The following is a 13,349-nucleotide window of genomic DNA, read 5'->3' as shown; positions in this document are numbered from 1 at the left end:
AATATATGAATCGATTAATAGTAGGTAAAATGACCTTGATAAAAAAAATAATACTAGCAATTTTTGTATTAATGACCGTCTACGGACAGAGCCAACAGCGTACAAAGAAATCAAATGCAACAAAAAAATCAGGTTATGCCATCACCCCGGTAAACATTCAGAATGTAAAATTAACCGATGCGTTCTGGTTGCCAATAATAAAAAAAGTACAGGAAAAAACCATCGAATATGCCATTCATAAATGTGAAGAAGAAGGACGTCTTGATAATTTTTTAATTGCAGGCGGTAAAATGAAAGGAACTGTAAAAGGACAAATGCCTTTTGACGATACTGACGTATACAAAATCATCGAAGGCGCTTCAAACACATTAATAAGTGAACCCAATCCAAAACTCGAAACTTTACTGGATTCACTCATAAGCATTGTGAAAATTGGTCAGGAAAAAGATGGCTATCTTACGACTTGGAGAACTATAAATCCAGCTAAACCACCAGCCCCATGGGTACCCGTTATAGAAGGAAAGCGTTGGGAATCCTTGCAAATAAGTCATGAATTGTACAACTCAGGTCACATGATAGAAGCTGCTGTTGTACATTATCAAGCTACCGGAAAAAGAAATTTTTTGGACATTGCCATCAAAAATGCTGATATGTTAGTACGCACTTTTGGCGATGGAGCAAACCAAGTTCATGGTGTTCCAGGTCATCAAATTGTGGAAACTGGTTTGGTAAATCTCTATCAAATCACTAACAATAAAGCCTATTTAAATTTGGCCAAATACTACTTGGACAACAGAGGAAATCCAAAAAACCATAAACTATATGGAACTTATGCACAAGATGACATTCCCGTTATCCAACAAAAAGAACCAGTAGGCCATGCCGTAAGAGCAGTGTATATGTATGCAGGAATGACTGATATTGCCGCAATATACAACGACAAAGACTACCTAAATGCCATGAATGCTTTGTGGACGAACATGGTCAACAAGAAAATGTACATCACTGGTGGGATTGGTGCTATACATGACGGCGAAGCATTTGGTGCAAACTACGAATTACCAAACCTTACAGCCTACAACGAAACTTGCGCCGCTATTGGCGATGTCTATTGGAACCACAGACTGCACAACTTAACTGGTAATTCAGAATATTTTGATGTAATTGAACGAACATTATACAACGGATTAATCTCCGGAATTTCATTAGATGGAAAACAATTTTTCTATCCAAACGCACTAGAATCAGATGGGGTTTACAAAAACAATAGAGGTTCTTGCACTCGCCAATCGTGGTTTGATTGTTCTTGTTGCCCTACCAATTTGATACGTTTTATTCCATCAATTCCAGGGTTGATTTATTCTACAAGTAAAGATGCTCTTTATGTGAATTTATATGCTTCCAATACGGCGAAGATAGCATTGGAAAGCACAAAGTTGGAAATTTCACAAAAAACCAATTATCCATGGGACGGCAAAGTCTCTCTTACTCTTACTCCTAAAAATGAAACTCCATTTACCATCAAATTACGTATTCCAAGCTGGGCGAGAAATCAAGTTTTACCGGGAGATTTATATAGTTATAGAAACACGTCGGCTGCGAAAACTTCAGTTACTATAGACGGAAAACGTATCGCCTATAAAGAAGACAAAGGATATATTATCATTACCAGAAAATGGAAAAAAGGAGAAACAATAGCATTAGATTTTCCTATGGAAGTGAAAGAAGTCGTGACCAATACCAAAGTAGCCGGCAACATAGGAAAAGTAGCTTTAGAATACGGACCAATTGTATATGCTATTGAGGAAATTGACAATGCAACTGCTTTTGATAAAATTGCTATCAATGCAAATGATACTTTCGAAGTTAAAAAAGAATCTAATCTTCTAGAAGGTGTGAATACCATTCAAAACAAAAAATTAAAAGCTATTCCTTATTATTCATGGTCCAATAGAGGCGTTGGAAAAATGAAAGTCTGGATAGATTATAAAGAATAAAAGAGATATTAAATTTTAAGAAAACAGATAATAGACGGAAAGACTAATGAATTTTGATCCGCTCAATTGAACTTTTAAACAAATAAAGAAACATGAAACCAAATTTAATCACCAAATTAACCCTTTGCGGTTTATTGCTAAATGGTATATACGCCAATGCACAAAAAACAAATCTCGAAGTAAATACCCGCAAAACAATTACTAAAATTCAACCAACGATGTATGGTGCCTTTTTTGAAGACATCAATTTTGCTGCTGATGGGGGATTGTATGCTGAAATGATCAAGAACCGTTCTTTTGAATTTGACACACCGCTTATGGGCTGGGAACAACCCAATAGTGACACCCATTCTTTCAATACAGCATCCGGTATTGCCACAACTATCAAAGCATTAGAAAACAAAACAAATCCTAGTTTTTGTAGAGTTCTTGTAAATAATGACAAAGGATTTGAAATAATTAACACCGGATTTAGAGGAATGGGAATTAAGAAAGATGCCAAATACAATCTTTCTCTAAAAGCAGCGAATCACAATGGCACTATCAAAAAAATTATCATCCAATTTATTGATAAAAACAAAAAAGTTTTAGGTGAAACCAGCATCATACCAACGTCTAATGACTGGAAAGGGTATTCTGCTCAATTTATAGCAACCCAAACCGAAGCAAAAGCACAATTGAAAATTACCTTCGAAGGAACAGGAACGATCGACATGGATATGATTTCATTATTCCCCGAAGACACTTGGAAAAACAGAAAAAATGGTTTGCGAAAAGACATCGTACAATTATTATATGATATGAAACCAGGATTTTTAAGATTTCCCGGAGGTTGTATTGTTGAAGGAAGAACATTGGCACAACGCTACCAATGGAAAAAAACCGTGGGTGATGTAGAAAATAGAGAGACATTAATAAACCGTTGGAATACCGAATTTACACACAAACCAGCACCGGATTATTTCCAAACTTTTGGATTGGGATTTTTTGAATATTTCCAACTTTCCGAAGATCTTGGTGCACAACCCTTACCTATTTTAAGTTGTGGAATGGCTTGTCAGTTCAATACTGGGGAATTAGTTCCGATGGATGAATTAGATCCCTATGTGCAAGATGCGTTGGATTTAATCGAATTTGCTAATGGTGGCGTTGAAACTCCTTGGGGTAGAATCCGTTCAGAAATGGGACATCCAAAACCTTTCAACTTAAAACTTATTGGTGTTGGAAACGAACAATGGGGTCCTCAATACATCGAAAGATTTAAAGTATTTGAAAAAGCCATAAAATCAAAATATCCAAAAATGACTATCGTTTCAGGAGCCGGTCCATTTCCAGAAGGTGATTATTTTGATTATGGTATGCAGGAACTTAAAAAATTAAATGCCGAAATCGTTGATGAACATTATTATAAAAACCCACAATGGTTTAGAGAAAATGCAACTCGTTATGACAAATACGACAGAAAAGGACCTAAAGTTTTTGCAGGAGAATATGCCGCTCAAAGTGTCGCTATTGCAAGCCCTGATAATAAAAACAACTGGGAATGTGCGTTTTCTGAAGCCGCTTTCATGACTGGTTTAGAAAGAAATGCCGAAGTGGTAAACCTAACTTCCTATGCCCCATTGATGGCGCATGAAGAAGCTTGGCAATGGACACCGGATTTACTTTGGTTCAATAATTTAGAAGCGTATGGTTCTGCTAATTACTATGTGCAAAAATTATTTTCAACCAATAAGGGAACTGACTTAATTGCAATTACCAAAGACGGAAAACCAGTAACAGGTCAAAATAATTTGTTTGCTTCGGCGGTAAAAGATGTAAATACAAAAGAAGTAATTGTAAAACTGGTAAATACATCTGCAGCTGCACAAGAGGTAAATATTGATTTAAAAGGAAGCAAATTAGCGGCTAAAGGAACTCTTATAACACTTACAAGTGCGAACCTGGAAGATGAAAATTCTTTTGCTGCTCCTAAAAAAATAAGCCCTACAGAAAGGGAATTTAAGTTAAAAGGTGACAAAGCACAAACAAGCCTTCCAGCCTATTCAGTAACAGTTTTGAAGTTAAAGATGAAATAATCGCAATATAATAAATTTATAACAAACGTTTATTATCTATTCTATTCGTAAACACCTGTTTTAATGCTGTTTTAATAAAAATAACAATGTTAAATTAAATTAAGTGTTTTTTATACACTTATAAATTATTTATACTATATTTGTCATTATAATTAAAAGAATCTAGAATGAAAAATTATGTTATAGGATTAGACTATGGAACAGATTCTGTTCGAGCGATGTTAATAGACACTGAAAATGGACAAGAAATAGCATCTAATGTTTGTCACTACAAGCGATGGAAAAACAAGGAATATTGCAACGCATCCATAAACCAGTTTCGTCAACACCCTTTAGATCATATCGAAGGATTAGAAACCACTATAAAATATGTTGTTGAAAATAGCAATTTAGATCCTTCTCTTATACGAAGTATTTGCATCGACACAACCGGTTCTTCTCCTGTACCCGTTACTGAAGATGGAACACCATTAGCTTTGACAAAAGGTTTTGAGAACAATCCTAATGCCATGATGGTACTTTGGAAAGATCATACTTCAATAAATGAAGCCAACGAAATCAATGAACTTGCCGCTACTTGGGGTGGAGAAAATTTTACCAAATATGTTGGAGGAATTTATTCTTCAGAATGGTTTTGGGCAAAAATTTTACACATAGCCAAACAAGACGAAGCAGTAAAAAATGCCGCTTATACTTGGATGGAACATTGTGATTTAATGACGTATTTATTGATTGACAATAAAGATTTAAAATCATTTAAAAGAAGTCGTTGTGCAGCGGGTCATAAAGCCATGTGGCATGAAGACTGGAATGGTTTACCTCCAGAAGAATTCCTAGGAAAACTACACCCTTATCTTGCGGCACTTCGCGGAAGATTGTACGATGAAACGTATACATCTGACCTTGTTGCAGGAAATTTAAGTCCAGAATGGGCAACCAGATTGGGACTTACAACAGATACGGTTATAGCCGTAGGAACTTTCGATGCACACTCTGGTGCTGTAGGAGCAAAAATAGAAGAGCACACCTTGGTTCGTGTTATGGGAACCTCAACCTGTGATATAATTGTTGCTTCAGAAGAAACGATAGGGACTAAATCAGTACGTGGAATCTGCGGACAAGTAGATGGCTCTGTAATTCCGGGTTATATAGGTCTTGAAGCAGGTCAATCGGCTTTTGGAGATTTATTGGCTTGGTACAAAGAGTTACTACTTTGGCCAACAGATCATTTATTAGCTAATTCGACACTTTTGACAGATGCCCAAAAAGAGCAACTAAAAGAAGAAATCAGCGATAATTTAATTATACAATTAACTGCTGAAGCGGAGAAAATCCCTGTATCCGAAAGTGTGCCTATTGCTCTAGATTGGATTAACGGAAGAAGAACTCCGGATGCTAATCAGGAAATAAAAAGTGCTATTTCTAATTTATCATTAGGAACCAAAGCGCCCCATTTATTCAAATCTTTGGTTAACGCCATCTGTTTTGGTTCCAAGAAAATCGTAGACCGTTTTGAAGAAGAAGGGGTAAAAATAAACAGCGTAATCGGGATTGGTGGTGTAGCGAGAAAATCTCCATATATCATGCAAACTTTGGCTAACGTTTTAAACAAGCCTATTAAAATTGCAGCTTCTGACCAAACACCAGCATTGGGTGCAGCAATTTATGCAGCAGTTGCGGCAGGAATTTATCCTAACGTAATTGAAGCCAGTCAAAAAATGGGAAGTGATTTTGATGGAGAATATTTTCCTCAATTAGACAAAGTTGCAGCGTATCACAAGTTGTTGTTAGCGTATGACCAATTAAGTTCATTTGCAGATCCATCTCTTAAAAAACTTCAAAAGGAACACTATGTATAAAGATTTAAAACAAGAATGCTACGAAGCAAATATGCAATTAAACGCATTGAATTTAGTGGTATATACTTTTGGGAATGTAAGCGCAGTAGATCGAAAAAATGGTGTTTTTGCCATAAAACCCAGCGGCGTTCCTTATGAAGATTTAAAACTGGAAGACATTGTTATTGTGGATTTTGACAACAACATTATCGAGGGTAATATGCGTCCTTCTTCGGATACAAAAACGCATGCTTATTTATACAAAAATTGGCCAAACATTGGCGGTGTGGCACATACTCACGCTACGTATTCTGTGGCTTGGGCACAAGCACAAAGAGACATTCCAATATTTGGAACAACGCATGCCGATCACTTAACCACTGATATTCCTTGTGCTGCGCCAATGGCCGACGCACTTATCGAAGGCAATTACGAACACAACACAGGAATTCAAATCTTGGATTGCTTCAAAGAAAAAAATCTTTCGTACGAAGAAGTAGAAATGGTTTTGATTGGAAATCACGGTCCTTTTGCTTGGGGAAAGAACGCAGCAAAAGCAGTTTACAACAGTAAAGTTTTAGAGGTAATCGCCGAAATGGCGCACTTGACTTTGCAAATAAACCCAAATGCGCCAAGATTAAAAGATTCCTTAATAAAGAAACATTACGAACGTAAACACGGAAAAGACTCGTATTACGGACAATAATAGATTTTTGAATGATGATTAACGATTTTTGATTTCAGATTTCACAGCACTAGATTTCTCATTTTATGCGAGTCCAAACTTCTAAAATCAAAAATCTTAAATCATTTTATAACTCAATGTTATTTCCCAGAACAGGTAAAATAATGTTATTCAATACTATATAAAACAATAAAATAATGATAGATATATCTCAAAAAGAAGTTTGGTTTGTAGTAGGCAGCCAAGAATTATACGGCGAAGAAACGCTAAGAAAAGTAGCCGAGCATTCACAACACATTGCAAAAGGGTTACATGCTTCGTCTCATATACCAGTAAAAATTGTATATAAAGATGTGGTAAAATCTCCAGCTCAAATTACAAATGTATGTTTAGAAGCTAATTCAAACAAAAACTGTATTGGTATTGTGGCTTGGATGCATACTTTTTCGCCAGCTAAAATGTGGATTGGTGGTTTAAGCATTCTTAAAAAACCATTATGTCACTTACATACGCAGTTCAATGCTGAAATTCCATGGGCTTCTATGGATATGGACTTCATGAATTTAAATCAATCGGCTCACGGAGACAGAGAATTTGGTTTTATCATGTCCAGAATGCGTAAAAAACGCAAAGTGGTTGTAGGACATTGGGAAGACGAGCGTGTTCAAAAAAAATTAGCTATTTGGTCCAGAGTGGTTTTAGGTTGGGATGAATTCCAAAACTTAAAAGTCGCGAGAATTGGGGACAATATGCGTGAAGTTGCAGTAACTGAAGGAGATAAAGTCGAAGCCCAAATCCGTTTTGGTTTTTCGGTAAACGGTTTCGACTCTTCAGACGTTATAAAACATATTGATAAAGTTTCTGATGCCGACATCAATAAATTAGTTGAAGTTTATGAAGCCTCTTATACATTAGCTCCAGCGCTTCAAAAAGACGGTGCGCAAAGACATTCATTAGTAGAAGCGGCTAAAATAGAAATAGGACTTAGAGCTTTCCTTGAAGAAGGTGGTTTTAAAGCATTTACCGATACTTTCGAAAATCTTGGTTCGTTGAAACAACTTCCTGGAATTGCAGTTCAACGCCTTATGGCAGATGGATACGGTTTTGGTGGCGAAGGCGACTGGAAAACAGCAGCCATGCTTAGAGCAATGAAAGTAATGAATGTAGGTCTTGAAAGCCAAGGCGGAACGTCTTTCATGGAAGATTATACGTATCATTTCACCCCTGAAAAATCATATGTTTTAGGTTCGCATATGTTAGAAATTTGTTCTTCTATTGCTGATGCAAAACCTTCTTGTGAAGTACATCCATTAGGAATTGGAGGAAAAGAAGACCCCGTTCGTTTAGTATTTAATGTAGCAGCGGGAAATGCCATCAATGCTTCATTGATTGATATGGGCAACCGTTTTAGATTGATTGTAAACGAAGTAGAAGCGGTAAAACCTATGGCTGATTTACCTAAACTTCCCGTTGCGCGTGTATTATGGGATTGCAAACCTAACCTTGATATTGCTGCAACTACATGGATTTTAGCAGGTGGTGCGCATCATACCGTGTACAGTCAAGTGCTTACAACAGAATATATGGAAGATTTTGCCGATATTGCAGGCATAGAATTGCTTGTTATCGATGAGAAAACGACTATCAGAGACTTTAAAGATAAAATTAATGCTAACGAAGCGTACTATCATTTGTTTCAGCACGGTCTGTAATAACTAAAAAAAGTAATTATGAATGTAATAAAACGTTGTATTTATGGAATTTCCATTATGAGTTTAGCAAGTATGAATATTCAATGTAAAGGAGATAAAAAGGCTGGAGCCGATGAAACTACTTTAGAGACTAAAGCTACAGATTCAGTGTCTATAGCAAAAACAGCGTATGGCACTACGCCAAAAGGAGAAAAAATAGAGCGCTATACCCTGAAAAACCAAAAGGGAATGGAAGTAAATATCATTACTTATGGTGGTATTATTTCTTCTTTAAAAGTGCCTAATAAAGCGGGAAAATCTGAAGAAGTTGTTATTGGTTTCAATTCTTTGGAACAATACATGAAAGCAAATCCATACTTTGGAGCTATCATTGGAAGATATGGCAACCGAATTGCAAAAGGTAAATTTACTTTAGACGGAAAAGAATATTCATTAGCTATCAACAATGCGCCTAATGCATTACATGGTGGCCCAGAAGGCTTTAACAGAGTCGTTTGGACTGCCGCTGAAGCAAAAGGTGGAGACAGCGCTTCGTTGAAATTGAAGTATGTAAGCAAGAATATGGAAGAAGGTTATCCAGGAAACTTGACCGTTTTTGTAACCTACACGCTAAAAAATGATAATTCTTTAGATGTACTTTATGAAGCGACTACTGACAAGAAAACGATTGTGAATTTGACACAGCATTCTTACTTTAACTTGTCAGCAGATTTTTCTAAACCTATTTTAGATGAACAAATCACAATAGATGCAGATAAATTAGTTCCAGTAGCTGCAACACTTATCCCAACAGGTAAACTAACGGATGTAACTAATACGCCTTTCGATTTCAGAAAACCAAAAGCTATTGGAAAAGACATAGAAGCCAAAGACGAACAATTGAAAAACGGATTGGGTTACGACCATTGTTGGGTACTCAACAATCAGGATAAGGGATATCGCTTTGCGGCATCTGCCTATGATGCAGGAAGCGGAAGAGTATTAGAAGTATATACCGATCAACCGGGAATACAATTCTATACCGGAAACTTCTTAGACGGTACTTTACCAATGAGAAACGGTGGTACGTACGCGCACAGAACTGGCTTTTGTTTAGAAACGCAACATTATCCAGATTCTCCAAATCAAAAAGATTTTCCATCTACGGTTTTAAGCCCAGGGGAGAATTACAAAACAAAAACTACATTTAAATTTTCAGTAAAATAAGTTTAATAAAAAGACACTAACTATTATAGATTATTTTTCTATACCGTAATTAATAAGTTGAATGGTTTGGTTTATCATATGGAATTAGTTAGTAAGCCCGGAAGTAAAGCTTCCGGGGTTTTTTTATGCTTGTTTATTCCGTTTTAGATTTCTTTATAAAGAAATAAATTAAAGTAGGCTTATAATTTACTGGGAAGAATCCTTATTATTTGTCATTTCGACGAAGGAGACCCGAGCGATAGCGAACAGGCGAAGCAAATCACATAACGAGAGCAACTAATGTGATTTCTCCTTCGTCGAAATGACAAATTCCCTGTTCTAGTAAATTCGATACTAAAATAGTATAACAATATCTTAAACTAACACCCACAAAAAAACCTCGAAAGCATAAACTCTCGAGGTCTTTTAAAATTAATAACGTCCTTTTAAAACATTATATCTTCACCACAAACCCACCATGAGGTTTCATAGTTACTTTCAGTTTACTTTTTGACACTGCATTTTGTTGAAATCCTTTCTCATTTTCAGAAATAACAAACCCTTTAGCATTGGTTACAAAAGACAAATCAATCTCTATTTCTTTGGCAGTGTTTTCTCCATTTATACCAACGATATGCCAAACGTTATCTTTTTTTCTTGCCATTACAATGTACTTCCCTGGATAACCGGCAATAAATTTAGAATCATCCCAATTTGTTGGAATATCTTTTAAATAACCCACTACGTACTGTGGCATTTTCGCCATTCCTTCTGGAATTTCAGCAATATGTTGCACTCCGGATAAGAATAAAACAGGCAATGCCAATTCGAAAGCTGGAGTTGTTTTTCTAGTTATGTTTGGAATGGAATCCAAGACCATTGGCGTAAAATCCATTGGATCAAAAACATTACGTGCAAAAGGAAGCATAGAGCAATGACTTGGAGCCAAATCAGCAATATCCTGAAAAAACGTAATGTACTCATAACCCTTAACTGCTTCTGTGGAAACTAAATTAGGGTACGTACGTTGCCATCCTCTAGGCAAAGTGGCGCCATGGAAATTTACCATTAGCTTATGAGCAGCAGCATCTACTAACATATCATGATAATACCCAATCATCGATTGTCCGTCGCCACCAAAGAAATCTACTTTTATTCCTGCAATTCCCATATCCATAAGTCTAGTAAATTCTCTATCTCTGTCGGCATGAGTCAATAATTTGCTTTTAGGATGGTATTCAGTGCTGTTCCATGAGCCTGATGAATTGTACCAAACCAATAGCTTCACATTTTTACCTTTGGCGTAAGCCGCTAATTCCTTCATTTTATCATAGCCAATTCTAGTATCCCAATCAGCATCAATTAAGCTATACGGCCAATTCATTTTGGAAGCGTAATCAACGAATTTTACCGTAGTTTCATAATTAACCGATTCATCTTTTAGCAAAACCCAACTCCAAGAAGACAGCCCACTTTTTATGAAAGAAGTATCCATCGCGATGGACGGATCAGCTAAATCTGTTCCCATAGTACTTTCGGTGATTGTTTTTAAGGAACCAATGGTTATAATTCGCCAAGGGGTAAACCAAGGCAAAGTAGATTCAGGATTCAAAGCACCATTAGGAAAAATTTCTTCTTTTTGTGGAAAAGTTACCTGCATCGCTTTTGAAATGTCATTATACACCAATCGGCTGCCACAGTAATTCCTTGGCAATCCCACTTCAGAAACTAAAAGCCAAGTGTTATTTGCATGAAACAAAGCCGGATACACCCACCCTTCACCAATCACTGGTTTTGTATTTACGGGAACGCCCATAGCATAATGTTCCTCATAAGCAGGATTGGTTTCTTTCCATCCTGTTTTAGCTTTAGACATGGGTTGCAACCAAGCTTTTGTCTTAGTGTCAAAATTATAAGTAGTTTTTTCTTCGACTATTTTTTTGATTGCTGTTGAAGTTTCTGGGAAATGGTATCGCAACGCAATTCCATCGTGGGATAATTGAAAAATAATTTCAATAACTTCTCCGGTACTGTTTTGTAATCGCACCGTATATTGATTTGCAGCATAAGAGATTTGTTTTCGTTTCCCTTGTAACATGGAATAGGTTGATTTAATTGGTTTTAGCGAAGAAACATTTACTATTTTTAAACCGGTATAAAAATTGGCATCTTCTCTTATAATCCCCAAATCGGAAGTATTGATGACCAATTTATCTTTAAAGAAAACTTTGTAAGAAGGCGTCTTCTTTGCAGTTAGATTAAATTCCATTTTTATTGTTTTATCCGAATTGACAAAATAATAAGCGGTTGGTTTCCCCACAAACGAAGTTAATGACACTGCCAATAAAGTTAGCAAAACTATTTTTTTCATAATTAAATGTTTAATCTACACTTACAAGGATACGAAAATAAATTTATATAAATAACGATGTAGTTAAAATTTCCTGACTTAATTTAGAATATCACAAAAAAATGAATTTGATTATAAAAAAACGCTACAAATTGACCAGTAATCAAGTAATTAACAATTTTAAAATGAATATTTCTGGAGAAGAAAAAACGTATAAAACCAAAAAAACCGCTTCTTTCGAAGCGGTTTTTGTACCCGGAGCCGGAGTCGAACCGGCACGGTTTCCCACAGGTGTTTGAGACCAGCGCGTCTACCAATTCCGCCATCCGGGCTTAGCTAGACATGAAATAACGACAGTTACCTCAACGCAATAAAAGATGTGATTGTGTTTAAATCAACCATCAATTCCTTTAACACGGTGCAAATGTAAAAAATAATATTAAATGTTCAACTAAAAATACTTAAAATTTTCCTTTCAGAGTTGAATAAATTTTATAAATTTGCACCTCGCTAAAAACGGAACACACAACTAACTACAAAACAACAAATTAAATGTCACACCTAGAACCAGAAGCTAAAATTTTTGCTTGTTCACAAAGTGTCTATCTTGCAGAAAAAATAGCAGAGCAATACGGAATCCCATTAGGAAAAATCACCATGTCAAAGTACAGCGACGGTGAATTTCAGCCTTCTTACGAGGAGTCTATCAGGGGTTTACGCGTGTTTATCGTTTGTTCAACTTTTCCAACTGCAGACAATTTAATGGAAATGTTACTGATGATTGATGCTGCAAAACGTGCTTCGGCAAGACACATTACCGCAGTAATTCCTTACTTTGGCTGGGCAAGACAAGATAGAAAAGACAAGCCAAGAGTTCCGATAGGAGCTAAATTAGTAGCTAATTTATTAGATGCTGCAGGCGCAACAAGAGTAATGACCATGGATTTGCATGCTGATCAAATTCAAGGATTCTTTGAAAAACCAGTAGATCATCTTTTTGCATCGACTATTTTCATACCGTATATAGAAAGTTTAGGTTTAGACAATTTAACGATTGCTTCTCCAGACATGGGAGGTTCTAAAAGAGCTTATGCTTATTCTAAATTTTTAAATTCAGATGTAGTTATTTGCTACAAACAAAGAAAAGAAGCAAACGTTATCGACACCATGGAATTAATTGGTGAGGTAAAAGGTAGAAATGTAATCTTAGTAGATGACATGATTGATACCGGAGGCACTTTGGCGAAAGCCGCAGATTTAATGATCGAAAAAGGAGCATTAAGTGTAAGAGCCATTTGTACGCACGCCATTTTATCCGGTGGTGCTTACGAAAAAATAGAAAATTCTAAATTATTAGAATTGATAGTTACCGATTCTATTCCATTAAAGAAAGAATCAAACAAAATAAAAGTGTTGAGTTGTGCACCACTTTTTGCCGAAGTTATGCACATGGTGCACCACAACAATTCCATTAGTGGAAAATTTATAATGTAATACGTTAGGC

The 13,349-nt window shown here is 36.1% G+C and carries 8 protein-coding genes and 1 tRNA gene; 7 read left to right on the top strand and 2 right to left on the bottom strand.

Going from position 1 to position 13,349, the window contains the following annotated elements; genetic code table 11:
- Positions 1-5 precede the first annotated feature (5 nt).
- From ACM55I_RS00550 to ACM55I_RS00525, 6 genes are all read left to right on the top strand, one after another.
- Entirely contained in the window at positions 6-1,997 is a 1,992-nt protein-coding gene (locus ACM55I_RS00550) for a glycoside hydrolase family 127 protein (protein WP_416844843.1), read from the top strand.
- Between the two features lie 92 nt (positions 1,998-2,089).
- Positions 2,090-4,075 (top strand): alpha-L-arabinofuranosidase C-terminal domain-containing protein, encoded by a 1,986-nt coding sequence (locus ACM55I_RS00545; protein ID WP_416844842.1) that lies wholly within the window; start codon positions 2,090-2,092, stop codon positions 4,073-4,075.
- 167 nt (positions 4,076-4,242) lie between these two features.
- A complete protein-coding gene (locus ACM55I_RS00540) occupies positions 4,243-5,934 on the top strand; it encodes a ribulokinase (protein ID WP_416844841.1) in 1,692 nt (563 codons plus the stop codon).
- Positions 5,927-6,619 carry an L-ribulose-5-phosphate 4-epimerase gene (locus ACM55I_RS00535; protein WP_416844840.1) on the top strand — a complete coding sequence of 231 codons (693 nt, stop codon included), beginning with the start codon at positions 5,927-5,929 and terminating at the stop codon, positions 6,617-6,619. The genes ACM55I_RS00540 and ACM55I_RS00535 overlap by 8 nt, the downstream gene beginning before the upstream one ends.
- A 176-nt stretch (positions 6,620-6,795) precedes the next feature.
- Positions 6,796-8,310 (top strand): L-arabinose isomerase, encoded by a 1,515-nt coding sequence (gene araA, locus ACM55I_RS00530; RefSeq protein ID WP_416844839.1) that lies wholly within the window; start codon positions 6,796-6,798, stop codon positions 8,308-8,310.
- Between the two features lie 18 nt (positions 8,311-8,328).
- Entirely contained in the window at positions 8,329-9,516 is a 1,188-nt protein-coding gene (locus ACM55I_RS00525) for an aldose epimerase family protein (RefSeq protein ID WP_416844838.1), read from the top strand.
- A gap of 433 nt (positions 9,517-9,949) precedes the next feature.
- Here the strand turns inward: ACM55I_RS00525 and ACM55I_RS00520 are convergent, their stop codons facing one another.
- Together ACM55I_RS00520 and ACM55I_RS00515 are read right to left on the bottom strand one after the other, a co-directional pair.
- A complete protein-coding gene (locus ACM55I_RS00520) occupies positions 9,950-11,866 on the bottom strand; it encodes a glycoside hydrolase family 97 protein (RefSeq protein WP_416844837.1) in 1,917 nt (638 codons plus the stop codon).
- A gap of 231 nt (positions 11,867-12,097) precedes the next feature.
- Positions 12,098-12,177 (bottom strand) — tRNA-Leu (locus tag ACM55I_RS00515).
- A 220-nt stretch (positions 12,178-12,397) separates the two neighbouring features.
- Between ACM55I_RS00515 and ACM55I_RS00510 the strand changes: the two genes are divergently transcribed.
- Positions 12,398-13,339 (top strand): ribose-phosphate pyrophosphokinase, encoded by a 942-nt coding sequence (locus ACM55I_RS00510; protein WP_416844836.1) that lies wholly within the window; start codon positions 12,398-12,400, stop codon positions 13,337-13,339.
- Positions 13,340-13,349 lie beyond the last annotated feature (10 nt).

This window comes from Flavobacterium algoris (assembly GCF_048158525.1).
Taxonomy (GTDB): domain Bacteria; phylum Bacteroidota; class Bacteroidia; order Flavobacteriales; family Flavobacteriaceae; genus Flavobacterium; species Flavobacterium algoris.
The sequence above is the reverse complement of the archived record's forward strand: the minus strand, read 5'-3'. Positions and strand labels throughout refer to the sequence as shown.